The organism is Neomoorella sulfitireducens (genome assembly GCF_024733845.1).
GTDB classification, from domain to species: Bacteria; Bacillota; DSM-521; order Neomoorellales; family Neomoorellaceae; genus Neomoorella; species Neomoorella sulfitireducens.
Map to the genome: position 1 here is coordinate 153,092 of NZ_JANRHG010000007.1, position 25,097 is coordinate 178,188.

The 25,097-nt window shown below is 53.5% G+C and carries 25 protein-coding genes, 6 tRNA genes and 1 pseudogene; 22 read left to right on the forward strand and 10 right to left on the reverse strand.

What is annotated here, in order from left to right:
• Positions 1 to 3: 3 nt before the first annotated feature.
• From NWF31_RS09065 to asnB, 8 genes and pseudogenes are all read right to left on the reverse strand, one after another.
• On the reverse strand, positions 4 to 1,236 hold the full coding sequence (locus NWF31_RS09065) for an NAD(P)/FAD-dependent oxidoreductase (protein WP_258360185.1): 1,233 nt from the start codon (positions 1,234 to 1,236) through the stop codon (positions 4 to 6).
• The gene (locus tag NWF31_RS09070) at positions 1,233 to 1,688 is read right to left on the reverse strand and encodes a 4Fe-4S dicluster domain-containing protein (protein WP_141264766.1); all 456 of its coding nucleotides are present in this window, start codon (positions 1,686 to 1,688) and stop codon (positions 1,233 to 1,235) included. Before NWF31_RS09070 ends, NWF31_RS09065 begins: the two co-directional genes overlap by 4 nt.
• Before the next feature lie 17 nt (positions 1,689 to 1,705).
• Positions 1,706 to 3,214 carry a glutamate synthase-related protein gene (locus tag NWF31_RS09075; RefSeq protein WP_258360186.1) on the reverse strand — a complete coding sequence of 503 codons (1,509 nt, stop codon included), beginning with the start codon at positions 3,212 to 3,214 and terminating at the stop codon, positions 1,706 to 1,708.
• Positions 3,196 to 4,302, reverse strand: a complete 1,107-nt coding sequence (locus tag NWF31_RS09080; RefSeq protein WP_258360187.1) for a class II glutamine amidotransferase — start codon at positions 4,300 to 4,302, stop codon at positions 3,196 to 3,198. The genes NWF31_RS09075 and NWF31_RS09080 overlap by 19 nt, the downstream gene beginning before the upstream one ends.
• 22 nt (positions 4,303 to 4,324) lie before the next feature.
• Positions 4,325 to 5,659, reverse strand: coding sequence for a type I glutamate--ammonia ligase (glnA, locus tag NWF31_RS09085; RefSeq protein ID WP_258360188.1), 1,335 nt, complete (start codon positions 5,657 to 5,659; stop codon positions 4,325 to 4,327).
• 136 nt (positions 5,660 to 5,795) lie between these two features.
• On the reverse strand, positions 5,796 to 6,395 hold the full coding sequence (locus NWF31_RS09090) for an ANTAR domain-containing response regulator (protein ID WP_258360189.1): 600 nt from the start codon (positions 6,393 to 6,395) through the stop codon (positions 5,796 to 5,798).
• 244 nt (positions 6,396 to 6,639) lie between these two features.
• A pseudogene (locus tag NWF31_RS09095) lies at positions 6,640 to 7,110 on the reverse strand (P-II family nitrogen regulator); the annotation flags it as partial.
• 95 nt (positions 7,111 to 7,205) lie between these two features.
• A complete protein-coding gene (gene asnB, locus NWF31_RS09100; protein ID WP_258360190.1) occupies positions 7,206 to 9,047 on the reverse strand; it encodes an asparagine synthase (glutamine-hydrolyzing) in 1,842 nt (613 codons plus the stop codon).
• Between the two features lie 287 nt (positions 9,048 to 9,334).
• Between asnB and NWF31_RS09105 the strand changes: the two genes are divergently transcribed.
• Positions 9,335 to 9,541 carry a hypothetical protein gene (locus NWF31_RS09105; RefSeq protein ID WP_258360191.1) on the forward strand — a complete coding sequence of 69 codons (207 nt, stop codon included), beginning with the start codon at positions 9,335 to 9,337 and terminating at the stop codon, positions 9,539 to 9,541.
• A gap of 190 nt (positions 9,542 to 9,731) precedes the next feature.
• Here NWF31_RS09105 and NWF31_RS09110 read toward each other — a convergent pair whose 3' ends face one another.
• Positions 9,732 to 9,842 (reverse strand): LysM peptidoglycan-binding domain-containing protein, encoded by a 111-nt coding sequence (locus tag NWF31_RS09110; protein ID WP_258360192.1) that lies wholly within the window; start codon positions 9,840 to 9,842, stop codon positions 9,732 to 9,734.
• A 10-nt stretch (positions 9,843 to 9,852) separates the two neighbouring features.
• Positions 9,853 to 10,320 (reverse strand): LysM peptidoglycan-binding domain-containing protein, encoded by a 468-nt coding sequence (locus tag NWF31_RS09115; RefSeq protein ID WP_258360193.1) that lies wholly within the window; start codon positions 10,318 to 10,320, stop codon positions 9,853 to 9,855.
• Between the two features lie 375 nt (positions 10,321 to 10,695).
• On the opposite strand from NWF31_RS09115, the gene NWF31_RS09120 reads away from it, so the two are divergent.
• From NWF31_RS09120 to NWF31_RS09220, 21 genes are all read left to right on the forward strand, one after another.
• A complete protein-coding gene (locus NWF31_RS09120; protein ID WP_258360194.1) occupies positions 10,696 to 12,093 on the forward strand; it encodes a SpoVR family protein in 1,398 nt (465 codons plus the stop codon).
• Between the two features lie 150 nt (positions 12,094 to 12,243).
• Entirely contained in the window at positions 12,244 to 13,515 is a 1,272-nt protein-coding gene (locus NWF31_RS09125) for a phenylacetate--CoA ligase (protein ID WP_258360211.1), read from the forward strand.
• A 27-nt stretch (positions 13,516 to 13,542) separates the two neighbouring features.
• Positions 13,543 to 13,974 carry an ACT domain-containing protein gene (locus tag NWF31_RS09130; protein ID WP_258360195.1) on the forward strand — a complete coding sequence of 144 codons (432 nt, stop codon included), beginning with the start codon at positions 13,543 to 13,545 and terminating at the stop codon, positions 13,972 to 13,974.
• 8 nt (positions 13,975 to 13,982) lie between these two features.
• Positions 13,983 to 15,086 (forward strand): histidinol-phosphate transaminase, encoded by a 1,104-nt coding sequence (gene hisC, locus NWF31_RS09135; protein WP_422880268.1) that lies wholly within the window; start codon positions 13,983 to 13,985, stop codon positions 15,084 to 15,086.
• A gap of 73 nt (positions 15,087 to 15,159) precedes the next feature.
• Positions 15,160 to 15,768, forward strand: coding sequence for a GerMN domain-containing protein (locus NWF31_RS09140; RefSeq protein WP_258360197.1), 609 nt, complete (start codon positions 15,160 to 15,162; stop codon positions 15,766 to 15,768).
• 148 nt (positions 15,769 to 15,916) lie between these two features.
• Positions 15,917 to 17,821, forward strand: coding sequence for an N-acetylmuramoyl-L-alanine amidase (locus tag NWF31_RS09145; RefSeq protein WP_258360212.1), 1,905 nt, complete (start codon positions 15,917 to 15,919; stop codon positions 17,819 to 17,821).
• Positions 17,822 to 17,880: 59 nt separating this feature from the next.
• Positions 17,881 to 18,450: a DUF2179 domain-containing protein gene (locus NWF31_RS09150; protein ID WP_258360198.1), complete on the forward strand. Its 570-nt coding sequence runs from the start codon at positions 17,881 to 17,883 to the stop codon at positions 18,448 to 18,450.
• A 74-nt stretch (positions 18,451 to 18,524) separates the two neighbouring features.
• Positions 18,525 to 19,340, forward strand: a complete 816-nt coding sequence (gene murI, locus NWF31_RS09155) for a glutamate racemase (protein WP_277998920.1) — start codon at positions 18,525 to 18,527, stop codon at positions 19,338 to 19,340.
• 15 nt (positions 19,341 to 19,355) lie between these two features.
• Complete coding sequence (rph, locus tag NWF31_RS09160; RefSeq protein ID WP_258360200.1) at positions 19,356 to 20,111, forward strand: ribonuclease PH; 756 nt, start codon at positions 19,356 to 19,358, stop codon at positions 20,109 to 20,111.
• Positions 20,104 to 20,727, forward strand: coding sequence for an XTP/dITP diphosphatase (locus NWF31_RS09165; RefSeq protein ID WP_258360201.1), 624 nt, complete (start codon positions 20,104 to 20,106; stop codon positions 20,725 to 20,727). Before rph ends, NWF31_RS09165 begins: the two co-directional genes overlap by 8 nt.
• Before the next feature lie 124 nt (positions 20,728 to 20,851).
• Positions 20,852 to 20,925: transfer RNA gene (locus NWF31_RS09170), tRNA-Gly, on the forward strand.
• A gap of 7 nt (positions 20,926 to 20,932) precedes the next feature.
• Positions 20,933 to 21,009, forward strand: a tRNA-Arg gene (locus NWF31_RS09175).
• 23 nt (positions 21,010 to 21,032) lie between these two features.
• Positions 21,033 to 21,109: transfer RNA gene (locus NWF31_RS09180), tRNA-His, on the forward strand.
• Between the two features lie 16 nt (positions 21,110 to 21,125).
• A tRNA-Gln gene (locus NWF31_RS09185) sits at positions 21,126 to 21,201 on the forward strand.
• A gap of 8 nt (positions 21,202 to 21,209) precedes the next feature.
• A tRNA-Lys gene (locus NWF31_RS09190) sits at positions 21,210 to 21,285 on the forward strand.
• 7 nt (positions 21,286 to 21,292) lie between these two features.
• Positions 21,293 to 21,377: transfer RNA gene (locus NWF31_RS09195), tRNA-Leu, on the forward strand.
• Positions 21,378 to 21,454: 77 nt separating this feature from the next.
• Complete coding sequence (locus tag NWF31_RS09200; RefSeq protein ID WP_258360202.1) at positions 21,455 to 22,213, forward strand: helix-turn-helix domain-containing protein; 759 nt, start codon at positions 21,455 to 21,457, stop codon at positions 22,211 to 22,213.
• A 186-nt stretch (positions 22,214 to 22,399) separates the two neighbouring features.
• Positions 22,400 to 22,798: a DsrE/DsrF/DrsH-like family protein gene (locus NWF31_RS09205; protein ID WP_258360203.1), complete on the forward strand. Its 399-nt coding sequence runs from the start codon at positions 22,400 to 22,402 to the stop codon at positions 22,796 to 22,798.
• Between the two features lie 36 nt (positions 22,799 to 22,834).
• Positions 22,835 to 23,062 carry a sulfurtransferase TusA family protein gene (locus NWF31_RS09210; protein WP_422880270.1) on the forward strand — a complete coding sequence of 76 codons (228 nt, stop codon included), beginning with the start codon at positions 22,835 to 22,837 and terminating at the stop codon, positions 23,060 to 23,062.
• A 90-nt stretch (positions 23,063 to 23,152) separates the two neighbouring features.
• Complete coding sequence (locus NWF31_RS09215; protein ID WP_258360205.1) at positions 23,153 to 24,292, forward strand: NAD(P)/FAD-dependent oxidoreductase; 1,140 nt, start codon at positions 23,153 to 23,155, stop codon at positions 24,290 to 24,292.
• Between the two features lie 16 nt (positions 24,293 to 24,308).
• The gene (locus NWF31_RS09220) at positions 24,309 to 24,902 is read left to right on the forward strand and encodes a helical membrane plugin domain-containing protein (protein WP_258360206.1); all 594 of its coding nucleotides are present in this window, start codon (positions 24,309 to 24,311) and stop codon (positions 24,900 to 24,902) included.
• The last annotated feature ends 195 nt before the right edge of the window (positions 24,903 to 25,097 follow it).

Sequence of the window (25,097 nt, forward strand, 5' to 3'; positions counted from 1 at the left end):
ACCTCACTCTGCCAGCTTTTGCCGCCAGATGGTTTCCGGCAAACTCAAGAGACCGAAATCCGGCCGCAACAATGCATCTTTAAAGGGCGCGACCTCAAGGCCTTCTTCGAGCAACTGGCGGTAGATGCCGGCCCGGTGGTCGATTTTATTGATCAGCAGCACGCCGGCCAGGCGGTTATCCTTTAAGACAAGCTTGCGGTAGACCAGGGCGGCGGGGTCTACTTCCGTCAGGACTTCATATCCCTCGTTGGCTACACTGTTACCTATGCTGATAATGTGCAGTCCCAGGAAACCGAGGGCGTTATAGGGTGGTAAGGGCAGGTAGGTTTCCCGGGCTCCGGCCATATTGCGCCCGGCTATTTTCCCCTGGATGGCGGCATGGGGTAGTAAAGGTGGGCTGCCGGCCACCACATCCCCGGCGGCATAAATACCGGGTAAGCCGATACCGAGATCCGGTCCCACAACGACGCCGCGGTTAATGGTCACCCCGGGTAAACCCTCGAGCAGCTCAACATTGGGCCGCACGCCGATGGCCATCACCAGGATGTCGGCCTGGAGTTCCCGGCCGGATTTAAGCTCCAGGTGAAGGCGGCCGTCTGCCTCCCGGTAGACGCTCGTCAGGGTATCGTTTAAATAAAGGTTGACACCATTATCCTGCAGGAAGCCGGCTACTAAAGCTCCCGCTTCCGGGTCCAGGGCCGGGGCCCAGAGGCGGTCGGCCAGCTCTACCAGCGTTACCTTGACGCCCCGCTGCACCAGGCTCTCCATGGCCTTCAGGCCAGTAGGGCCAGCCCCCAGGATAACAGCTTCCCGCCCGGGGATGGCGGCAGCCTGCAGGCGGCGAACGTCGTCATAGTTTATAAAGGTAAAATAGTTTGCAGGCGTTAACCCCTCAATGGGCGGTACAAAAGGCCGGCCCCCGGTGGCGAGGAGCAAACGGTCGTATGGGAGCTTCTCACCGTTATCCAAGTGGACCTGGCAGGCTTCCGGGTCCAGTTTTACCGCCCGCCGTCCCAGAAGGACGCAGACGTTATTTTGAGCATAAAACTCTTGCGGCCGGTAGGGCATATCCTGGTCCTGGACCCGCTTTTCCAGCCAGTAGGAAATAAGGGGCCGGCCATAGGCATAATAGTTTTCCGCCGAGACGATGGTAATGGAGCCTTCCCGGTCATAATCCCGGATTCCTGCGACGGCGTTGACGGCAGCTACGGAATTGCCGATAATGACGTAGTTCATGCCCCTGCCCTCCTTTCCTCAAAAACAAGGGCCCGGTTGGGACAACCGGCCACGCAGGCCGGCTCATCAGCCTCCCGGCAGAGGTCGCATTTCAAAGGCACCGGGCGGCCGTTTTTCTCCCCTGGCCGGATGGCGCCATAAGGACAGCCGGCCACACAGGTCCAGCAACCCACGCATTTATCTTCCTGGCAGTAGACAATCCCCGTCTCCGGATCTTTGACCATGGCCCCGGAGATGCAGCCGGCCACACAGCGGGGATCATCGCAGTGGCGGCACTGGACGGCTACCGATAGGGGCAACCGTTCTTCGACAATAACCCGCGCCGTACCCCTTAAATTCTCGCGCTTATAGGCCCGGAAAAGGTCGCGGCTGCGGGAATGGGCCACAATGCAGTTCACTTCGCAGAGGTGACAGTTCATGCAGTAGGCCGGCCGGGCATATACTTTTTTCACTGGTGTTCCCTCCCCTGCTACATTGCTTCGCCGGCATGCTTGACACCCAGGAGCTTCAGTTCCACTTCGTTTAAGCCTACGCCTCGCAGGTGCAGGCGGTTGCCGCGCAGGCTTTCAATGGAGTTGATGCCCATGCCGCCCAGCATTTCTTTTATTTCATGGGACCAGCCCCGCAGCAGGTTGTAGAGGCGTTCGGCGCCGATTTCCGGGTTCAAACGCCGGCTGCGGTAGGGATCCTGGGTGGCGATGCCCCAGCTGCACTTGCCGGTATAGCATTTCTGGCAGAGGTGGCAGCCCAGGGCAATCAAGGCGGCGGTGGCGATGTAGACCGCATCGGCACCCAGGGCTATGGCCTTCACCACATCGGCGCTGCTGCGGAAGCCCCCGGCAGCCACCAGGGATACCCGGTTGCGGATACCTTCCTCGCGCAAGCGCTGGTCCACGGCGGCAATGGCCAGCTCGATGGGAATACCCACATGGTCGCGGATCATGGTGGGTGCCGCCCCGGTCCCCCCCCGAAAGCCGTCAATGGCGATGATATCGGCCCCGGCCCGGGCAATGCCGCTGGCAATGGCCGCCACGTTATGGACGGCCGAAATTTTGACGGAGACCGGTTTCTGGTAACGGGTTGCTTCTTTTAAAGTAAAGATTAATTGCTTCAAGTCTTCAATGGAGTAGATATCATGATGGGGAGCCGGTGACAGGGCGTCGGTACCCTCAGGTATCATCCGCGTCTCTGCCACAGGCGCGGTAATCTTTTCCCCCGGCAGGTGGCCGCCGATTCCTGGTTTAGCCCCCTGGCCGATTTTAATTTCGATCACGCGCCCGGCATTCAGGTAACCGGCATGGACGCCGAAGCGTCCTGAGGCCACCTGGACTACGGCGTGATCGGCATACTCATAGAGATCCTCGGGCAGGCCGCCTTCGCCGGTATTAAACAGGGTGCCGAAGGCTTTCGCCGCCCGGGCCAGGGATGCAAAGGCCTCATGGCTGATGGACCCGTAGGACATGGCGGAAAACATGATGGGCGTTTCTATAGGCACCAGGGGGGTCCTGGTTTTATCCCGGCATTCCTCCAGGGTTACCGGCTCGACACGGCTGCCCAGGTAAGTCCGCAGTTCCATGGGTTCCCTTAAGGGATCAATGGAAGGATTGGTCACCTGGCTGGCGTTAAGGAGCAGCCGATCGAAATAGGTAGGAAAGGGCTGGTCGTTCCCCATGCCGGTGAGGAGCACCCCGCCGGTTTCCGCCTGCTTGACAATGTTGCGCAAGTGGCCCTCCGTCCAGTGGGCATTGGGCCGCATGGGCGGCGGGTTTTTATAAATAGTCAGCGCCCCGGCCGGGCAGATGCTGACGCAACGCTGGCAGTTGACACAGTTGGCATCAATAGCATAGAGGCGGTCGTCTTCCGCGTCATACTGCTGGGCGTCAAAGCCGCACTGGCGCACGCAGGCCAGGCATTTAATGCATTTGTTATCATCGCGGGCGACCCTGAATTCAGGTGGCATCAGGCTGAGAGTCGGCATTGGGATTCCTCCTCCAGACGGCCGATGACCGGCTCGCCACCCTGCGGGTACCATACCCTCTCCACGTCAGGGCAAATTTCCCGGATGGCCGCTTCCTCGCTGGCCACATACAGGGTGGCGCCGTGGAAAGCGGCCACCAGGGGCCGCAGTTTGATGCGGTCGTTGAGGGCCATGAGGCCGCCGCTGAAGCCGACAATGATGGAAAAGGGCCCGTTCAACAGGAGGCTACCGTAAACCACCCGCAGGCGGGTATAAAGGTCACGTTCCGCCGCCGGCAGGCGGTCGATTACCTGCCAGAGGGGAGCTGCCAGGACCCTGGCCGCCAGTTCCAGGGGGAGTTTATGGCGCCGCACCAGTAAATCGATGGCATAGGCCACTACTTCCGTATCGGTCTGCAGGGTCATTTTATAACCGTACATTTCCAGAAAACGGCGATTGGCTCCATAGGAAGAAATCTCGCCGTTATGAACTACCGACCAGTCCAGCAGGGTAAAGGGGTGGGCACCCCCCCACCATCCGGGCGTGTTGGTTGGAAAGCGGCCGTGGGCAATCCAGGTGTAGGCCTGGTACTCGTCCAGGCGGAAAAACTCGCCGATATCTTCCGGATAACCCACTCCTTTAAAGGCTCCCATGTTTTTACCGCTGGAAACGACATAGGCGCCGTTGACACTATCATTGATGCGCATGACCAGCCGGGTCATGAAGTCGGCCTCTGTCTCCTTGGATTCTTCAATTTTCGACAGCCTGGGGGTTACAAAATAGCGCCATAGTAAGGGCGCTTTGCCAATGGACCGGACATGACGGGTAGGGATACGGTCTTCGGCTTCAATATAAAAATTGTCCTTAATTAACTCTTCCACCAGGTTGCGGCTCAACTTATCCTCAAAGAGGAGATGCAGGGCATAGTAATCTTTGTATTCCGGGTAGATGCCATAGGCGGCGAAGCCACCGCCCAGGCCGTTGGAACGCTCCTGCATCAAAGCGATGGACTGGATGATGGCGCTGCCGTCAACCCGGCGGCCGTCTTTATTGATAAAGCCGCTGATGGCGCATCCCGAAGGGACCCGGTAGTCTCCTTCCCTGAGCATCGTTGCTCACTCCCTTGCTCTATTAAAACTTGGTCAAATACTGGTCGATCTCCCACTGGTGTACCCTGGTACGGTACTGTTCCCATTCGAGTTTCTGGGCCAGGGTCAGGCGCTCATAGATATGGGGTCCCAGGGCTTCTTTGATAACCTCATCTTCTGCCAGGGCTTCCAGGGCTTCATCAAGGCTTCCCGGCAGGACGCCGATGCCTTCCGCCTGGAGTTCGGCCGGGGTCATGGCAAAGATATTTTTATCCGTCGGCGGCGGCGGGGTCAAGCCTTTTTTGATCCCGTCCAGCCCGGCCTTCAGCAGTACGGCCAGGGCCAGGTAGGGGTTACATGAAGGATCCGGGTGCCGCACTTCAATACGGGTGGAAGGACCGCGCTTGGCCGGCACCCGGATCAAAGGGCTGCGGTTGCGCGGCGACCAGGCAATATAGACCGGCGCTTCATAACCTGGAACCAGGCGTTTATACGAATTGACCGTCGGGTTGGTTACGGCTGCTAGGGCGCGGGCGTGCTTCATGATACCGGCAATAAACTGGTAGGCAGTCCGGCTCAGGCCCAGCCTGTCGGCGGGGTCGTAAAAGGCGTTCCGGCCGTCTTTTGAAAGGGAGATGTTCACGTGCATCCCCGAACCGTTGATGCCGTAAATGGGCTTGGGCATAAAGGTGGCATGGAGGCCGTGGCGCTGGGCTATGGTCCGCACTACGAATTTAAACGTAGCGATGCGGTCGGCCGTGGTCAGGGCCTCGGCGTATTTAAAGTCAATTTCATGTTGGCCGTGGGCTACCTCGTGATGGGAGGCTTCAATTTCAAAGCCCATCTGCTCCAGGGTCAGGACCATGTCCCGGCGGGCGTCCTCCCCCAGGTCTACCGGGGTGAGATCGAAGTACCCGGCCCGGTCATGGGTTGCCAGGGTCGGCCGGCCGGAGGTGTCGGTGTGGAAAAGAAAGAATTCGGCTTCAGGACCGACGTTCATGGTGTAACCCATGGCGGCCGCTTCAGCGATAACCTTCTTCAAAGTACAGCGGGGACAACCGGCAAAGGGCGTACCATCAGGGTTATAAACGTCGCAGATGAGGCGGGCCACTGCTCCCTCATGGGGGCGCCAGGGGAAAACAGCAAAGGTGTCAGGATCGGGGTACAGGTACATATCCGACTCCTCGATGCGCACAAAGCCTTCAATAGAAGAGCCGTCAAACATGAGCTCATTGTTTAAAGCCTTGGGCAGCTGGTTTACCGGTATGGCGACATTTTTCAAGACCCCGAAAATATCGGTGAACTGGAGGCGAATAAATTTAACCCCCCATTCCTCGGCCTGGTTAAGGACAGCTGCACGCTTTTCCTTGTCTTCCATCGTTTAAATCCTCCTCATAAAAATTCTTTTTTGCTCCCCTTAAAAAAGCGTCCTGCCGAAGAAGGTATATAACCCTTCTCCTTCAGGACGCCGTTGCCCCAAGTAATTATAAGGTTTTTTACCCGCCCCTGCCGTTCTACTTTTTTTCCTTGCTACCGCTTTGAAGTTCATAAGCAACGATAATGGCTTCTGCAATACTTTTCATGGGAACGCAGCGGTCCATGCTCTGGCGCTGCATACGCCGGTAAGCCTCGGCTTCCGTTAATCCCATGGTATCCATGAGAATCCCCTTGGCCCGTTCAATTATTTTCCGGGCGGCCAGGGTTTCCTTCAGCCTGTTGATTTCCTGCTGCAGGCGGCGCATTTTTTGGAAATTGGCCAGGGCGGCTTCTACCGCCGGCAACAGGGTGCTATCCTGGACGGGTTTGATTAAATAAGCATAGATCGGGAAATTGCTCGTACGGTCCAGCAAGTTGCGATGCCAGGATGTGGCCAGAAAAATGATTGGCGCCACGCCATCTTCCTCGATGATCCTGGCTATTTCCAGGGCACTGGTACCTTGAAGTTCGCAATCCAGAATTACCAGGCCGGGCTGCAGGGTGCGGATCATCCGCAAGGCCTGGCTCCCATCCTGGGCTTCCCCGGCTATCAAGTACCCTTCCCGCACTAGCATATACTTAAGGTTCTGCCGGGTAGCCGGATCGGCACTGGCGATAAAAATCTGGGATTGAACCATATTTTCCTACCCTGTCCTTTCCGCACTACGCCGTTGTAGCGCTGCCAAAGGACCTCTTTGCCCTATGAAAAACAATTTCACTATTAGATGACTCAATTATAAAGGAAGATCAACATGTAGGCAAGGGGGTAAAGCACATGTATTCTGTATTTCGAAATAAATTTCCGCCTGATGAAAACAAACACTAGATATATTATTTTTAGGGCTTTAATAACAGTTTTGTTTAATAACACCATCTGCTCCTTTAAATTAAATCTTTCCCGCGTTCACGGATCCCGAACTTGCCCAGGGCCTCTTTAACCTTTTCTAGCTTTTCGGGGCGGATTATAGCTTCGATTTTTCGCATATGCCCCTCTTCTTCATTCTTTAAAGCAGTTTTCTCCCCTGTTAACGTTTCTTCTATCCTTTCCCCGTTCCCTGGCAATTCCACCGTTACCATCGCCACACCTGCATAGCCTTCTTCGCCGTGCTGGGTGATGTCCATTCCCATCTCTTCTTCCTCCGTGCTGGCTCTTAACGGTGTTATCAATGCTACTGCCTTGAGAATAATAAAGGTCGCAATTGCTACAAAAGCCCAAACAGCAACTACAGCTATCATCTGGGTTAGTAAAAGCGAAGGGTTGCCATAGAATAAACCGTTACTGCCGGCAGCTCGGCCAGTTCTAAACATAAAGAGGCTGCCCGCACGAAGTGTGCTAACAGCCTCTTTGCTGTGTACCGAGACAGCGTTGTCTCTATGTTATTATTTTATTCTATAATAGCAGGCTCCTTCATTTCGTCAAGACCCAATTAAGAAAATCGGGTAATTGCCTAGCAAATAGTTACCATGTATTCACGCAGCCAAAAGTCTACCTGGGCTAAATAAGCCAGTAGCTGCGGCAGTCTCATAAGCTGGCCAAACCATGGCAGTTGGAAATTGGCCTCTGATTCAATAAGAGTGCGTATAAAGGCAACATCGATCAGTGGAAGCAGCGGTGAACCGGCATGGTTTAGAATATCTCCTACCCAGGTGCGCATAGCATTCAAAAAAGCAGGATTATGGGTTTTGGGATATGGGCTTTTGCGCCTCGCCAGTACATCTTCAGGGAGTACTCCTTTTAAAGCCCGGCGTAGGAGGCCTTTTTCTTTTTCATCCACATATTTCATGGACCAGGGAATATTCCAGACATATTCAACCAGTCGATGATCACAGAAGGGGACGCGCAGTTCAAGGCCAACCGCCATACTCATACGGTCATTCCGGTCCAGTAAGGTAGGCATCCAGCGGGTCAGGGTCAGGTAAAAGATTTCGCGTATGCGGGCCGCAAAGGGATCTTCTCCCGGCAGGCGGGGCACCTCGGCCAGTGCCTCCCGGTACCGGTCGGCTACATATTCCCGCGGCCGGATCTTTTTGATTAGCTCGGGTGATAGTAAGCGGATCCTATCCTCAAGTTTGAGGGACCAGGGAAAGGTGTCGGCAAAGTGTGCTTCCTGGCGCCTGAACCACGGGTAGCCCCCGAATACTTCATCCGCACATTCACCCGATAAACCTACGCTTGCTTCTTTCTTGATTTCGCGGCAAAACAGGTAAAGGGAGGCATCAATATCAGCCATACCCGGTAAATCGCGCGCCCGAACAGCTGCCGTTAAGGCCTCAACAAGTTCAGAAGTATCGATCAGGACAGTGTGATGATGAGTACCTAAAAAGGCCGCAACCTTATGCCCCCAGTCCCTGTCAGAGTTAGGTTCAAATTCATTGGGCATAAAATAGCTTTCGTTGCCTGCATAATCTATGGAGTAAGTCTTAAGACGTTCTGAACCATTTTGTTGTAATGCTCCGGCAGCAAAAGCGGTAATAGCACTTGAATCTATACCACCTGATAACAGGGAGCAGAGAGGAACATCAGATAAGAGCTGTCGCTTCACCGAATCTTTTAAAAGCTCCCTGACTTTTGCAGTAGAGGTATCCAAGTCATCAAGGTGCGGGTGGCTTTCAAGTTTCCAGTACTGACGTATAGATATGCCGTTTTGATGATACAGGAGGCAGTGTCCGGGTTTAAGCTCGGCAACTCCTTTAAACACCCCGTGCCCTGGTGTACGGGCCGGGCCGATAACAAAGATCTCAGCAAGTCCCTCGGCATCTATTTCCGGCATAACTGCCGGGTGGGAAAGAAGAGCTTTTAATTCCGAGGCGAAAAGGAAAGTGCTGCCTCGCCGGGTGTAAAATAAAGGTTTAACACCCAGGCGGTCGCGGGCAAGGAACAAACTCTGGTCTTTTTCACTCCAGATGGCAAAGGCAAAAATGCCATTTAAATGTTCAACACATTCCACCCCCCATTCCATAAAGGCGGCCAGGATAATTTCAGTATCAGAACGGGTTTGAAAAAAGTGTCCCCGAGATTCAAGTTCCCTGCGTAACTCAGGCATGTTATAAAGTTCGCCGTTATAACTTATGATGTATTTATCCTTACCCCGCTTACGAATCATGGGCTGGCTCCCACCTTCAGGATCTACTACTATCAGGCGCCGGTGGCCCAGGGCTGCCTTTGGTGACAACCACATCCCACCAGCATCAGGTCCGCGGCATGAGAGGGTTTCAATCATTTTTTCCAGGACGTGTCCGTACCGGGTCACATCTACTTCCCGGTCAATCCACCCGCAAATGCCACACATGAATTCATCCCTCCTGTAATCTAATGTTGCGAAAAAAGAAAAGACGTCCCTGCACATGGTGCTAAAGGACGTCCTTGCCCTTATGTTTTTTATTGTATGATTGGCGGTGGGAAATGTTCACCTTATTCCTTGGAGTACAGAATTGAGCCAGAGGTTCTTACGCCTGTTGGACAGGAAAGGGAAAGGGAAGTTACCCAGGCCGCCATGGTAAAGCAAGGCTAATGATAAATACCGGGATTTATACAGGTTGGTTTGATTTATAGCGAGATGGAAGAAGGTGGCGGGACATGACCACAAATGCCGGATCCGGAGATACTACAAAGGCGTTACGGCCACCGGCGGCCAGAATATGCGCTGCCTGCCGTCATTACTGGGGCAAAAAGCGCGGGCATTGCGAGATAGCAGGCAGAGGGGTCAACCCTTACGGGGCAGCCTGCTGGTATTTTAAAGAGCAGAGGGATAAAGGGGAAATAAGGGGCCGCCGCAACGTTTAAGCCTAAATCAAATGGCTATTTATCTTCTTGCTTTAGGATTAGGTAGAAAAATGGTAAAAGGGCAAGAGCAGAAAAACTATCGCAATGGTTCTTAACTTAGTGTCATTCATGTGCGGTATCGGCATAAAAAAGCCTCCGGGTACAATCCGGGGGCTTTTTTAAGCAGGGGTTAAAAGGCTTTCACTTTATTTCATCCCGGGATGCAAACCGGCAGGCCGACCTGTATCCTGTCGGGGTCGGCAATATGGGGATTAGCAGCAACAAGGGCGTTTAAAGAAATGCCGTGCCGCTGGGCAATCAAATAGAGGGTGTCACCCGGCTGAACTACATAAATTTGCCCGCCCGGGAAGGGGACAGGCCCGCCCCCCCGGAGACGGGGGCAAACAAATTACTTGCCCTACCTGGAGATTGTTAGGGTCTACCCCGGGATTGGCAGCCAAAATCGCTTCAAGGGTGAACCCGAAACGCCGGGCAATGCTAAAGAACGTGTCCCCGGGCCTGATATTTATGCCCGAATCAATGGTAAAAGAGGCCAGTTCATTCCCGTCCAAATCGCTGAAGCCGGGGCCGATGCCGGCGTTGAAGCTGACCGTGACATCATCCCCGTAAAGAACGGGAACTGGTATGGTCAGGCTCAGCGCGTTTTGCTGGTAACCGGGAAGCTGTATTCCCCCCGCCGTGTAAACCGTCCCCTCGATGTTGACCGTGAAGGCGCTCGCAGCAGGCACGCTTTCTGTGTCCAGCTCTTCGTCAAACTTGATTGCTAATAGTATTACCATTTGCTAAAACGCCTGTTACAGCAGGAGGCGTTGTATCATCGGCAAGCACAGTTAGATAGAAGTTTTCTTTAGCGTTATCCTGGGCGCGGCCTGCCCCAAAGATCAGGAAACCTCCGCTACCATGCACGAGCCGGTGGCGTATTTCTGCCCCCGGCTATTTTTTAGGATAAGCCTAATGGATAAGGCAACAACTGCCAGCTGAACGAGTAAAACCCTGTCTACGATTTTTGCCATGCGTCCCGAGGCAGATTATGACGACTTTGGGGCCGGGGGAACAACTGCTTAATTTAGAGGTACAACTTTTCATAGGACAAACCGCCGGCTGAATAGCATTAGCAGTAGAGGGAGAAGGTAAAAAGCAGGGGAGGGAGCCCGGTGGAACAAGAATTTAAAGCCCTTGCCGCAGCCATCGAAGTCATCCATGATCAGGCCGGGAAATTCGGCCTGGACTTTTTTCCCATGCGTTTTGAACTGGTACCTGCAGACGTCATCTATGCCTTTGGCGCCTACGGCATGCCGACCAGGTTTACCCACTGGACCTTCGGCAAGCACTTCTACAAGATGAAACTCCAGTATGACTTCAACCTGAACCGGATTTATGAAATGGTCATCAACTCCGATCCCTGCTATGCCTTTTTGCTGGAGGGCAATGACCTGATCCAGAATAAGCTGGTCATTGCCCACGTCTTTGCTCACAGTGATTTTTTTAAGAATAACATTCACTTTGCCCCTACTTCCCGCCATATGGTGGAAACTATGGCCGTCCATGCAGCTAAAATAAGGGAGTATGAGTTTAAATACGGCCACCGGGAGGTGGAGATTTTCCTGGACGCAGCCCTGTCTATCCAGGAGCATATCGAGCCTCCAGCTATCTTTCCGGCACGAGAAGAGGGGAGAGAAAAGGATACCGCCCCCACCCGCCCCCCGGAGACGCCCTATGACGACCTGTGGGCCCTGGACGGCAAAACGAAGGAACCGTCCAAAGAGCGTACCCGCAGGATACCCCCGCGGCCCACCAAGGATATGCTGGCCTTTATCATGGAGCACAGTCCCGAACTGGAGGACTGGCAGCGGGACATCCTGGCCATAGTCAGGGAAGAGATGCGGTATTTCTGGCCCCAGATGGAGACTAAAATCATAAATGAAGGATGGGCCACCTACTGGCATACCCGTATCATGCGGGAACTGGATTTATCCGCAACAGAAACCATTGAATTTGCCCACCTTCACGCCAGCGTTACTCAACCGGGCAAAATGCAGATTAACCCCTATTATGTGGGCAGCAAGATTTTTGAGGATATTGAAAGGCGCTGGGATAACCCCTCCCGGGAGGAAAGGGAATGTTACGGCCGCCGGGGTGGGGAAGGCCGGGCCAAGATCTTTGAAGTCCGTAGCTGCGAAAACGACATTTCTTTCCTGCGTAATTACTTGACCCGGGAATTGGTGGAAGAGCTGGATCTCTTCCTTTACCAGAAGGTTGGATCGGAATGGGTGGTGGTGGAGAAGGACTGGGAAAAAGTGCGGGACGGCCTGGTCGGCCGTCTTACCAACTGCGGTTTTCCCTATATCGTTGTTACCGATGGCGATTACCAGCGCCGGGGCGAGCTTTACCTCAAGCACTGCTATGAAGACCTGGAACTGGACGTTCCTTACCTGGAAAAGACCCTGCCCTATGTCTACCTGCTGTGGGGCCGCCCGGTCCACCTGGAAACCGTCATTGACGGCAAGACGGCTGTTTTTAGTTATGACGGCAAGAAAAATAGCCGCCGCTAATTTTGCGGCAGGAATCCCTGTTTTGATGTGGAAATATTTCTGTATGCCCGGCTGGTGGAACACTGGCAAGGGGTGCTTCTCACCGCCGGCAATAGCGAAGTTGACAAATTGGGGGAGTACGGTTTGTACTGGAACGAAAGATATGAGTGTATGCCGGAAGACGAGTTAAGGGAACTCCAGCTGGAACGCCTCCAGGCAACGGTTAAAAGGGCTTTTTTTAACGTACCCTTTTACCGCAAAGCCTTTCAGGCTATCGGGCTGGAACCGGGCGACATTAAAAGCCTGGATGATCTCCAGAAATTGCCCTTCACCACCAAACAGGATTTACGGGACAATTACCCCTTCGGCATGTTTGCCGTACCCATGAGCGAAGTGGTACGCATCCACTCTTCATCGGGTACCACCGGCAAGCCGACGGTAGTTGGTTATACCCGCCATGATATCGACGTCTGGGCCGAGCTCATGGCCCGGGCCCTGGTATGCGGGGGGACAACCCGTCACGATATTATCCAGAATGCCTACGGTTACGGCCTCTTTACCGGCGGCCTGGGGGTTCATTATGGAGCGGAGCGCCTGGGCGCTTCTGTTATTCCCATCTCGGGCGGCAATACCAAGCGCCAGATAATGATTATGAAGGATTACGGCAGTACGGTCCTTACCTGTACTCCCTCCTATGCCCTGTATATTGCCGAGGTAATGGCCGAGATGGGCATCAGACCGGAGGAATTAAAGCTCCGGTGCGGTATTTTTGGTGCGGAACCGTGGTCGGAAAACATGCGCCAGGAGATCGAGAAGCGGCTGGGGATTAGTGCCGTAGATATTTACGGACTGAGTGAAGTCATCGGCCCCGGGGTAGGTATTGAGTGCCAGGCTAAGAACGGCCTGCATGTTTTTGGCGACCACTTCCTGGTAGAAGTAATTGACCCGGTCACGGAGAAGCCGGTGGCACCTGGACAGCTGGGCGAGCTGGTCATTACCTCCCTCACGAAAGAAGCCCTGCCGGTCATCCGCTACCGGACCAGGGACATTACCACTATAATTCCCGGGACTTGTTCCTGCGGTCGTACCTACGTACGGGTGGCCCGTTTCACCGGCAGGACTGACGACATGCTTATTATCCGCGGGGTCAACGTCTTCCCCTCCCAGGTTGAGAGCGTCCTCCTGGAAATGGGCGGTACCGAACCCCATTACCTCCTTATTGTCGACCGGCAGGGAGCCCTGGACACCCTGGAGGTCAAGGTGGAGGTTTCAGACTTCCTTTTCTCCGATAAAGTCCGGGGTCTGGAAGAGCTGGAGAAGCGGCTGGTCAGCGAACTGGAAAGCACCCTGGGCATCAGTGTGAAAGTTACCCTGGTGGAGCCCAAAACCATAGAACGCAGTGAAGGGAAGGCCGTCAGGGTAATCGACAAGCGGAAGATATAAGCGGAAGATATGAGGGGGGGCGAAACCATGAAGATCAAGCAGCTTTCAGTGTTCCTGGAGAACAAGTCGGGCCGGCTGGCGGCAGTAACGCGCCTGCTGGCCGAACAGGGAATTAACATCCGGGCCCTGTCCATTGCCGACACTTCTGACTTTGGTATTTTACGCCTTATCGTCAACGATCCGGAACAGGCCTACCGCGCCTTGAAGGAAGCCGGTTTCACCGTCAGCCTTACCGATGTCCTGGGAGTGGAGATGCCGGACAGGCCCGGGGGCTTGAGTAATATCCTTTCTGTTCTTGAAGAAGCCGGCATCAATATCGAATACCTCTATGCCTTTATCGGTAAGGGCGATAACGGCGCCCTGGTCATCTTCCGCGTTGAAGAACTGGACAAGGCTATTACCATCCTTCAGCAGAGGGGAATAACCGTTCTGGAAGGAGAAAAAATTTATCGTCTGTAGTGAAGGAGATGAACATATTGGCCACCGTAGCATGCAGGGAAGCCATCCTGGCCATTAAACCCTATGTCCCCGGGAAACCCATTGAAGAAGTCCAGCGGGAACTGGGGGTCAAGGACGTGATTAAACTGGCGTCCAATGAGAATCCCCTGGGACCTTCGCCCGACGCCGTCCGGGCCATCCAGGAAGCAGCCGAAAGGGTTTACCTGTATCCGGACGGGAATTGTTATTACTTAAAAAATGCCCTGGCGGAAAAACTTGGTTTTTCCCCGGAGAATATTATTGTAGGTAACGGTACTGATGAGATAATAAAGATGCTGGCCGAGACCTATCTCAACCCCGGGGATGAAATAGTAGTCGCCGCTCCTACTTTTTCTGAGTATGAATTTGCTGCCCAGGTTATGGCCGGCCGGGCCATTAAGGTGCCCTGCCGCAGTTTCCGCCACGACCTGAAGGCCATGGCTGCACACATAACTCCCCGGACGAAAATGGTTTTCATCTGCAACCCCAACAACCCTACGGGGACCATTGTCGGCCAGATGCTCCTGGATAACTTCTTAAAAGAAGTACCTCCTTCCGTCCTGGTGGTTTTAGATGAAGCCTATGCCGATTACGTGACTGCCGAGCATTATCCGGACAGCCTGGCCTATGTCCGTTACGGACGGGATAACGTCATTGTTCTGCGTACATTCTCCAAAATTTACGGCCTGGCGGGCCTGCGGGTAGGGTTTGCCGTGGCCGTGCCGGAAGTTATCAGGAACTTGAACCGGGTACGGGAGCCTTTTAACGTTAATCTCATAGCCCAGGCGGCGGCCATTGCTGCCCTCAGGGATGAGGCCCATTATAAGAAAAGCCGGGAGGTAAATATAGAGGGTAAACAGTATCTTTACGAACAGTTTACCGCCCTGGGCCTGGAATATGTTCCTACAGAAGCTAATTTCATCTTTGTCAACATCCGGCAAGATAGCAGGACTGTTTTCCAGGAGCTTTTAAAAAGAGGCGTGATTGTCCGTACCGGCGATATCTTTGGCTACGATAATTTCCTGCGGGTGACCATAGGAACACCGCGGCAGAATGAACGCTTCATCAAGGTTTTACGGGAAGTTCTGGGTTAGACGTAAAAATTAGGAATATATCCCTCCTTTCCCTGATATTTATTTTATAGCAGGATTGAAAGGAGGGATTTTTTTGCGGGCAGGAAAACACCTGGCAGTTATAGTGAGCCTGTTACTGGTTGCTACCCTTGTGAGTGGATGCGGGATAATAGACAGGTTGACGGGCAGGTCACGGTCCCAGGTCCAGGTCCAGCTGCCACCACCGGAAACCGGCACGCCGGAGGTAAGTAGCGGGGAAACAAAAGAAGAAGTCAAAACAACCAAAGTGGTCCTCTATTTCAGTGACCCCACAGGGAATTACCTGGTAGCTGAAGAGCGTACCATCCCGCTGGTAGAGGGTATCGCCCGGGCGACCATTGAAGAACTCATTAAAGGACCGGGACCTGGCTCTCAGCTCCTGCCGACTATTCCCAGGGGGACGGTTCTAAAAGATATTAACATCCGCCCCGACGGCCTGTGCAGGGTAGATTTTAGCAAAGAACTGGTCGCCAACCACAGTGGCGGATCCCTGGGAGAAAGTTTAACTGTATACTCCATTGTCAATACCCTGACCCAGTTCCCGACAGTCAAGCAGGTCCAGTTCCTGGTGAACGGCCAGTACGTTGAAACTATTGCCGGTCATATTGACGTTTCGACGGCTATAAGCCGTAATGAAAGCCTTATTAAAAAGGAAGCCCAGTAAATTTTTGTCGAAATATGTAAAGTCCGGGTGCCTTACAGGCACCTTTTTTGTTTTTTCCACAAAAAATGGTGAAGAAGGAAGGAAAGAACTGCGAGGCAGCGAATAGTTTTTATGGTAGCTGTAAAGATGAAAGGAGAAAGGAAGGGTGATGGACAAGAGTATATCTACGGCCCGGTGGGGTCTTTTATTGTTAATGATGGCGTTAATGAATATATTAACGCTGGGATTGAAGGCCCTCCCGGCCACAGCCGGCCCCGGGGTTTCCCTTATCCTTAACGGTACGCAAGTTAATCCATCGGTACCGCCATATATTGACAGTAACGGCCGCACCATGGTACCCTTGCGTTTTGTGATGGAGTATATGGGGGCCGGGGTGGAATGGGTGGAAAAGGAAAAGGGTATTGTCATCAACCGGGGAGCAACAACTTTAAAGATGTGGATTGGTAGCCGCCAGGCATATGTAAATGGACAGGGCATCCTGCTGGATACTACACCGGTATTAAAGGGCGGGACGACCATGGTCCCAGTCCGTTTCGTATCCCAGGCCTTTGGCGGCCAGGTGGAATGGAACACCGCTTCCCAGACGATCAGGATCACCCTGGGAACGGCAACGGGTACCGGAAAGGTCCGCCTGACTGGCAGTTATGTAAACATCAGGTCCGGTCCTGGGCTCAATTACACTATAATTGATGTTTTCCCCAGGGATACGGTGCTGGGGTTGCTCGGCGAAACTGCCGGTTGGTATCGTGTGCAGTTAAGCGACGGCCGCCAGGGCTGGGTGTCAGCTACCTATGCCGAGCCTGTGTATGACAATAACCTGCCGGGAAACGGCGGGCAGCCGGGCCAGGACCCGCCCCCGGGTCAAACCCGGCCGCCTGGGGATAACTCTTCGCCCGGCCAAGGCCAGACGCCTGCCGGTCAACCCCTGGGCCTGGCAGTTACCGGCAGCAGGCCGGTAGCAATTATGGCCGGCCCAAGCCCGGTAGAAAAGCAGGTGGGCACGGCTGCTGCCGGCAGTAAACTGCCGATCTGGGAGGAAAGAAACGGCTGGTGGCTGGTGGAAATGGACGACGGCCGGCGCGGCTGGCTGGCCAGTGCCCTTGCCGTTTATGCCCCCTATGAACCTCCGGAGAATGATGATGACCAGGAATCCAACCTCCGGATAACCGGCGTGACGGTAAAACCTGCAGGAGATGCCCTCCAAGTCACCGTTAAAGCCAGCTGGATCTTTACTTATCAAATTTCCCGCTGGGACAAGCGCTTGATAGTGGATATTCCCGGCGCCCTTCTGGCCGTACCGGAAGGACAGAGAATAGTGGAAGTGAACCACTCTCTCGTGGACAGGGTGCGCCTGGGTCAGTATACAGCGGATACCGTCCGTCTCGTCTTTGATCTTAGTGGAATCGCCAGGCTAAGGCTAAAAGAAGCCGGCGCGGGTGAGACGACCTTTATTATAGATAAGCCTTCAATTCAGGGAAGTAAGATCGTCCTCGATCCCGGCCACGGTACCGACCCGGAAGGGGCCGACCCCGGTGCCATTGGCCCTACCGGCGTTAAAGAAAAGGACGTCAACCTGGCTATAGCCCAGAAACTGGCGGCCTTACTCCGGGGGGCCGGGGCTACCGTATACCTTACCCGCAACGGGGAAACCTGTCCCTATACCCTTGCAGGCCGGGCCTATTACGCTAATGATGTGGGCGCCGACCTTTTTATCAGTATCCATGCCAACGCTTCCTTAAGCTCCGAATCCTCCGGCACTTCGACCTATTTCTATGCCCCGCCGGGCACGGCTCTCGGGGAGCAGCGGGAAGAGCGCCAGCGCCTGGCTGCTGCCATCCAGGCTGCCCTGGTGCAAGCCATTGGGAGAAAAGACCTCGGTGTCCTGGAAGCCAATTTTGCCGTTTTACGCAACACCGGCATGCCTTCGGTACTGGTCGAGACGGCTTTTATCTCCAACCCCACCGAGGAACAGCTCTTGAACAACCCTGCTTTCCAGGCCAGGGTGGCGGAGGGTATTTTTAACGGGCTCGGCTCTTACTTTGCCGGCAATTAAATTAACTGCTAGTTGACCGTGTAGAGGAGCCTGCAATTACTTGCAGGCTCCTTGCTTCTTTGTTACAATGGGGGAGCAGCAACCTGGCGGGAGGGGTACCGGTGCTGGCCCTGGTAGGTGGATACTTTTTAATTTTCCTGGCCCGCGTTACCGATGTCAGCATGGCTACTTTGAGAATGCTCCTTTTAGTCAGGGGTAAACGCTTTTACGCGGCGGGGATCGGTATTTTTGAAGTTACCATCTATGTAATTGCTTTGAAATATGTTGTTGATCGTTTAAACGACCCCGTAAGCCTTATCTTTTACGCCCTGGGTTTTGCCACCGGCAATATTGTCGGCAGTTTCATTGAAGAAAAGGTGGCCCTGGGACAGGTAACGGTCCAGATCATTACCCTTAAGGACCCCATGGAGCTGGCCGAAAATTTGCGGGCGGCCGGCTTTGGCGTCACTGTAACCGAAGGCCAGGGGCGGGATGGCAGCCATCCCATTTTAAACCTTGGGTTCCCGCGCAAACAGCTAAATATTGTCCGGGATATGGTAAAGGCATGGGATCCCAATGCCTTTGTAGTTGTACTTGAAGCAAGGACAACTTATGGTGGTTTTTGTCATTACCGGCGCAAAGGAAAATAGACATTAACTATATCCAAGCAAGCATATAATATGAGGTACTGCTCTTAATTTAAGATAGCATCCTCGATAAGGAGATGAGGGCGGTGCAGCCCGTCCAGCCAGTGGGTGTTTTTGATTCCGGAATCGGGGGTTTGACGGTAGCCCGGGAAATTATCCGGCAGCTGCCGGCAGAAACCATTATTTATTATGGAGATACGGCCCATGTTCCATACGGTTCCCGGACTGTTGAAGAATTGAGAGAGTTTGCCGATACCATAACCGCCTTTTTAATTGCCAGGGGAGCCAAGGCTATTGTTGATGCCTGCAACACTACCTCTGCGGTAGCCCTGCCTTACCTTAAAAAAAAGTACTCTGTCCCCATTATCGGCGTAATTGAACCCGGAGTTACAGAAGCCCTGCGGGCTACGCGAAACGGTCGCATTGGTGTCATCGCTACGGAAGCAACAGTAGCCAGCAATGCCCATGAAAAAGCTATCCACGCTCTTGCCGGGGAAGTCCGGGTTTTTGCCAGAGCGTGCCCCAAGCTGGTACCCCTGGTTGAGGCCGGATTGGTTTCCGGTCCCGAGGTAGAGGCAGCAGTGGCAGAATATGTGCAACCCTTGATTGAAGCGGGAATTGATACTCTGATCCTTGGGTGTACCCATTATCCCTTCCTGGCTCCGGTAATCCAGGAGGTAGCCGGTCCGGGTGTCACTTTAATTGACCCGGCGGCAGCCACGGTACGGGAGCTAAAGCAAGTACTGGCGGCGGGTGGCGGCCTCAGGGGTGCCCACTACTCCAAGGCCCACAGCTTTTTTGTCAGCGGTGATGCCCGGTTATTTACCAGGGTGGGGATGCAGCTGGTAGGCTGGCCGGAGCTTAAGGGTGTCAGGCAATTGAAACTCGATTAATAAGGAGAGGCGACTATGTCTCTAACCAGGGTAAAGGGGCGCAGTCCCCGGGAGTTACGCCCGGTGACTATCGAAAGGCATTATCTTAAGTACGCCGAGGGTTCGGTGCTGGTTACCATAGGTGATACCCGGGTAATCTGCAGTGCCACTGTGGAGGAAAAAGTACCACCTTTTTTACGTAACAGCGGCAAGGGATGGATTACGGCCGAGTATGCCCTGCTACCGCGCTCAACGCAGGAGAGAACCGTGCGAGAGGCGACCAGGGGCCGCCCCAGCGGCCGTACCCAGGAAATCCAGCGCCTCATCGGCCGGTCTTTACGCAGTGTCGTCGACACGGCGGTTTTAGGTGAGCGAACCATCTGGCTTGATTGTGACGTCATCCAGGCCGACGGCGGTACCCGGACGGCAGCCGTTACCGGCAGTTTCGTGGCCCTGGTCGATGCCCTGGCCGGGCTGGTGACGGCCGGAATTATCCCCCGGTTACCCCTCCGGGATTTCCTGGCGGCGGTGAGTGTGGGCCTGGTCAAAGGCGAGCTGCTACTGGACCTGGACTTTGAGGAAGATTCCCATGCCGGCGTTGATATGAATGTAGTTATGACCGGTTCCGGCCAGCTGGTGGAAGTCCAGGGAACGGCGGAAAAACATCCATTCAGCAGGGAAGAAATGGCCGCCATGCTCGGCCTGGCCTGGGAAGGAATAGAACGTTTGATTGCCATCCAGAAGCAGGTCCTGGGTCCTGTGGCGGATATGGTGGGGACAAGCCATGAGTAAGCTGGTTGTAGCCACCCAAAATGAGGGAAAAGCAAGGGAATTCCGGGAGCTGCTGAGGGGTCTGGATATCGCCGTTGCCAGTTTAAAGGATTTTCCTGGAGTGACCCTTCCTGAAGAGACGGGCACTACCTTTACCGCAAATGCCCTTTTGAAGGCGCGTAAGGTGGCAGAAAACACCGGCCTGCCGGCCCTGGCGGACGATTCCGGCCTGGAAGTAGATTTCCTTAAAGGAGCGCCCGGCATTTACTCGGCCCGTTTTGCCGGTATGCCCTCAGATGATAGGCTAAATAACATTAAGCTTCTCCAGCTTTTAGCCGGTGTACCCTGGGAAAAGCGCACGGCACGTTTTCGCTGTGCCCTGGCCCTTGTAATCCCGAACGGGGATATTTACCTGGCCGAAGGCACCCTGGAAGGTATCATTGCCTATGAACCCCGGGGTAATTCTGGTTTCGGGTATGACCCTCTTGTTTATTTACCTGAATATGGTAAGACCGTTGCCGAACTTGGCGAGGAAATAAAAAATAACATCAGCCACCGCGCCCGGGCTGTAAAAAACTTGTGGCCGGTATTAAGCCGCCTGTGGCCGGGGAAACCAGGCCCTGAGCGGGCCTTGTAGGGCGATTGAGAGGCCAGGGTAATAAATTTTACTCGAAAACCGAAAAATATTAATGATTTCGCCCGGCGGTGGCAAAATCTGTTTTTGACTGCAGGCTTTTTTTGCGGTATAATATCCTGTGCTTGCGGGTGTAGCTCAATGGTAGAGCCCCAGCCTTCCAAGCTGGTTACGTGGGTTCGATTCCCATCACCCGCTCCAGTTTCAAGCGCCTGTAGCTCAGCTGGACAGAGCAGCGGCCTTCTAAGCCGCGGGCCGCAGGTTCGAATCCTGCCAGGCGCGCCAGCAAAGAGATAGGGAAAGATATGGTGGGTGTAGCTCAGTTGGTCAGAGCACCAGGTTGTGGCCCTGGGGGTCGTGGGTTCGAGTCCCATCTCCCACCCCATTTTTTTATCCCCTGCTGGGGCGTAGCCAAGCGGTAAGGCAACGGACTTTGGATCCGTCATTTCGTTGGTTCGAATCCAGCCGCCCCAGCCAGTATACGTGAGCCATTAGCTCAGCAGGTAGAGCACCTGACTTTTAATCAGGGTGTCCGGGGTTCGACTCCCCGATGGCTCACCAATTTTTTGCGGGCGTGGCGGAACGGCAGACGCGCCAGACTTAGGATCTGGTGGGCATCCCCCGTGGAGGTTCAAGTCCTCTCGCCCGCACCATATCTTCAGGCTTAATTTTTTCCGGGTGGGGAAACCCGGATTTTTCTTTACCAACATAACTTCAAGGAGCAATTACTATGGAAATAGGTTCTACCATCAGGCGTTTCCGTGAAGAAATGGGTTACACCCTGGATGACCTGGCGGGCAGGGCGGGGATATCCCCTTCATACTTAAGCGAGATTGAAAGGGGACACAAACGCCCCTCCCTGAAAACCCTGGACAAAATTTGCAATGCCCTCAATATTCCGCGGGAAACCCTCATTCCGGCAGAAAATAGCGTCGGCCTGGGAGATAAGATCCGGATGGCACGCCAGGAAAAGGGTCTTTCCCTTAAAGACTTGAGCGCGAAAACGGGTATTTCATTTACGTATTTAAGTGAAATAGAGAGGGGTGTTCTCCACCCTGCCGTTGATACTCTAAGTAAAATTGCAGCGGCCCTGGAAGTCCCCCTATCCCTCCTGGTAAGCCATACAGAAAACTGGATCGGGAAAAAACTCAAAGAAGTCCGGGAGTCCCTGGGCCTTACCCAGAGCGCCCTGGCCGCTGAGGCCGGCCTTTCGCCGGCAATGATTGGTCAGATTGAAGCCGGCAAGGTACAGCCCTCCCTTAACACGATTGAAAAGATAGCCAGGGCCCTGGGTATTTCCCCCTGTTATTTATTAATTGCCCGGGATCAGCTGGAAGAAATGCTGGCTTCCATGGGCCCGGATTTAAGGGAGATGCTGCTGAACGAGAACGTGCAGGCAGTACTCAGGCAGATTTGTTATTTAAATGACAAACAGCTGCGCTTTCTCTTGAAATTTATCGAGGTATTTAAACAGGCCCAGCTGGAGTAATTTTTTTTGCCCTGATCTTCGCTGGTAAAAATTTATGCGAAAAAAATTAAAAGCATTGGAGGAAATTTTTCATTGCCGGCGAATATTATTTTTAGTGGAGGTGGTAGCAGGAGGCTTCAAAGGCAGTTAGCAAAAATAACAACTAGTTCAAGACCCGGTATAAACAAAATTGAAAGGAGAATTAGCATGGAACAACCCAAACTGTCCGTTATCCTTCTCTCAGGAGAACTGGAAAAGCTGCAGGCAGGAAGCCTGGTGAGTTCGGTCGCTTCTATGTCGGGTATGGAAGTTAACGTTTTCGTGACTATGGAAGCTTTGAAGGCTTTTCGCAAAGATGTAGTCAATGCCCGCGATTTTAAAACCGCCGGCGAGATAGGCCGGGAAATGCTCAATAAAAATGTGGACCTTTTCTACCAGCTGCTGGAAAATGGGAAAGACATGGGTAACTTGAAGGTTTACGGCTGCGCCATGGCCATGGATTTAATGGGGTGGAAGAAGGAAGACCTCATCGATATTTTTGACGACGTAATCGGTGTTACGGCTTTCCTGGGCAAAGCAGCCGGCAGCCAGGTCATAGTGATGTAAACACGTATTTTTGGAGGGGTTAACATGCCTGAAGTTATGATCACCAAAACAATTGATGCCCGGGGCTCTTATTGCCCCGGACCGTTGATGGAACTGGTAAAAGCGATTAAGCGCGGTCAAGTAGGGGACGTATATGAATTGTTGTCCAGCGACAACGGGTCGGCCAAAGATGTTCCCGAATGGGTTAACAAAATGGGGCACGAGCTCGTCTACTGCCGGGAGGATGGGGATTGCTGGCGCATTGCCGTCAGGAAAACAAAGTAATAGTAGTTTAAGCAGTTTAGACGAAGCCGGGGAAGGAGTTTTGAAAACCTGCGCCCGTTCTACCGGGGTTTTATTAAGGAGTGTCAGCCAGTGACCAAGCGAGTTGTCATTGTCGGCGGCGGCGTAGCCGGTACCATGGTGGCCAACCGGCTGGCCAGATCTTTGGAAGACGAGATTTATAGCGGGGAACTGGAAGTATTATTAATCGGTGACACCGGCAAGCATATTTACCAGCCGGGTTTCCTGTTCATGGCCTTCAATGAAGGTTTCCTGGAGCAGTTTACCAGGGAAGAAAAATACCTGCTGCATCCTAAAATAAATTTCGTGATGGACGCAGCGCGCCATATTGACGTTGATAGGAAAAAGGTTATAACCGCGAAGCAGTCCTTTGACTATGATTTCCTGGTGATAGCCACGGGGTCATACCCCGATATGGATTCAGTACCCGGCCTGGCGACAGGCGGGCACACTTTCTATACGCCGGAAGGCGCGGAGAGATTACGGCATGAGATGCTAAATTTCCAGGGTGGCACGCTAATGGTAACCATTGACGTGCCCCATAAGTGCCCGGTAGCTCCCCTGGAGTTTATCTTCATGGCCGATGATTACTACCGGGACATCGGTATTCGCAACAAAGTACAACTAAAATACACTTATCCCATCGGCCGCGTTCATTCCCTGGAGCCCGTGGCTAAATGGGCCGTAAAGGAATTTGAAAGGCGCGGTATTGAATATGAAGTCTTTTTCAACCTGGAAAAGGTTGATCCGGAAAACAAGATTGCTTACAACATGGACGGCTCCGAGCACCCCTATGATTTGCTGGTTTCCATCCCCGCCCACAGGGGGGCTATGGTCATCCGCGAATCCGGGCTGGGTGATGAAGATGGCTTTATACCCACCGACCGGCACACTCTAAAGATGGAAGGCCGGGATTGTGTATATGTAATCGGCGATGCCACCGACTTGCCTGTAAGTAAAGCCGGCTCAACGGCCCACTATGAAGCCGACGTGGTGGTAAAAAATTTAATAAGTGAGTTAAAGGGGCTGCCGCCCACCCATCGTTATAATGGCAAGGCTTTTTGTTTCATTGAGACCGGCTTGAATGAAGCCACGTATATCACCTTTAACTACAAGCAACCGCCGCGGCCGGTGCCGCCTTCAGAAATGCTGCACTGGTTCAAGCTCTCTTACAACGAAATGTACTGGTTATCGGCCCGGGGAATTTTATAAGGGGGAGTGAAGAAGGATGGCCCAGCCTGCCAGGAAAATAGTGGGAGCTAACAAAGCGGAACCGGAACTGCCCGGACGCTCGCAGGAAATATTAGATCTCATTAGCGCCGGTATGGATTCCCTGGAGCCACCAGTCGTCCAGAATATGGTTGGTAATCTGGTTCGTCTTGGCGAAATGGCCGATGAACTTAACCGTCCGGAAATGCTGGAACTTATCCGGGAGGTCGCCAGGGCCGGCAATAACCTTAGCAGTTTAATCGCCGAAATTAGAGATTTGCAGGAGACGGGGACGATGACCACCTTGCTGGAGCTCGGGAGAACTGTCCAGGCCATTAAGGATTCCTTGAACGCCGGTGTAGTCACCGGGGTTCTCCAGCAGCTAGTTGATTTAATGGCCATGCTGGACCGGATCCAGATGCTCCGGGGAGACAGGCTCGTGACAGGTATGGTGGCAGCCCTGCAGGAGGCAGTTAGTGAAAATAAGGGCCAATCCCCACAAAGCGTATTGAGCCTGCTGCGGCAATTGAACAGCCCGGAGGCCAGGAAAGCCCTGGGCATATTTGCTTCATTCCTGCAAAAGCTACCGGCGCATTTGGAGTTTACCAATTAGTTTTTGTTATTCAATACCCGGACCACTTCTAAATTTAATCCATTTTTAAAGAGGGCTTAATACAATTGTAATGCCGGTATGTTAATATAAAGGCGAGCAAAGCCCTCTGACCTCCTTTTTAATATATATCTCTCCTACCACACCCGGATTGTACCGGGTTATTTTTTTTGCGCAAAAAAGGCATATTTCGCAGGA

Coding starts and splice junctions, on each gene's coding strand:
- rph (WP_258360200.1), top strand. CDS start 19,356: ATGTCTCTAACCAGGGTAAAGGGGCGCAGTCCCCGGGAGTTACGCCCG.
- NWF31_RS09220 (WP_258360206.1), top strand. CDS start 24,309: ATGGCCCAGCCTGCCAGGAAAATAGTGGGAGCTAACAAAGCGGAACCG.
- hisC (WP_422880268.1), top strand. CDS start 13,983: ATGAACATATTGGCCACCGTAGCATGCAGGGAAGCCATCCTGGCCATT.
- NWF31_RS09115 (WP_258360193.1), bottom strand. CDS start 10,320: ATGGTAATACTATTAGCAATCAAGTTTGACGAAGAGCTGGACACAGAA.
- glnA (WP_258360188.1), bottom strand. CDS start 5,659: ATGGAAGACAAGGAAAAGCGTGCAGCTGTCCTTAACCAGGCCGAGGAA.
- NWF31_RS09130 (WP_258360195.1), top strand. CDS start 13,543: ATGAAGATCAAGCAGCTTTCAGTGTTCCTGGAGAACAAGTCGGGCCGG.
- NWF31_RS09205 (WP_258360203.1), top strand. CDS start 22,400: ATGGAACAACCCAAACTGTCCGTTATCCTTCTCTCAGGAGAACTGGAA.
- asnB (WP_258360190.1), bottom strand. CDS start 9,047: ATGTGTGGCATTTGCGGGTGGATTGACCGGGAAGTAGATGTGACCCGG.
- NWF31_RS09210 (WP_422880270.1), top strand. CDS start 22,835: ATGATCACCAAAACAATTGATGCCCGGGGCTCTTATTGCCCCGGACCG.
- NWF31_RS09105 (WP_258360191.1), top strand. CDS start 9,335: ATGACCACAAATGCCGGATCCGGAGATACTACAAAGGCGTTACGGCCA.
- NWF31_RS09200 (WP_258360202.1), top strand. CDS start 21,455: ATGGAAATAGGTTCTACCATCAGGCGTTTCCGTGAAGAAATGGGTTAC.
- NWF31_RS09145 (WP_258360212.1), top strand. CDS start 15,917: ATGGACAAGAGTATATCTACGGCCCGGTGGGGTCTTTTATTGTTAATG.
- NWF31_RS09165 (WP_258360201.1), top strand. CDS start 20,104: ATGAGTAAGCTGGTTGTAGCCACCCAAAATGAGGGAAAAGCAAGGGAA.
- murI (WP_277998920.1), top strand. CDS start 18,525: ATGAGGGCGGTGCAGCCCGTCCAGCCAGTGGGTGTTTTTGATTCCGGA.
- NWF31_RS09090 (WP_258360189.1), bottom strand. CDS start 6,395: ATGGTTCAATCCCAGATTTTTATCGCCAGTGCCGATCCGGCTACCCGG.
- NWF31_RS09065 (WP_258360185.1), bottom strand. CDS start 1,236: ATGAACTACGTCATTATCGGCAATTCCGTAGCTGCCGTCAACGCCGTC.
- NWF31_RS09125 (WP_258360211.1), top strand. CDS start 12,244: ATGCCGGAAGACGAGTTAAGGGAACTCCAGCTGGAACGCCTCCAGGCA.
- NWF31_RS09080 (WP_258360187.1), bottom strand. CDS start 4,302: ATGCTCAGGGAAGGAGACTACCGGGTCCCTTCGGGATGCGCCATCAGC.
- NWF31_RS09075 (WP_258360186.1), bottom strand. CDS start 3,214: ATGCCGACTCTCAGCCTGATGCCACCTGAATTCAGGGTCGCCCGCGAT.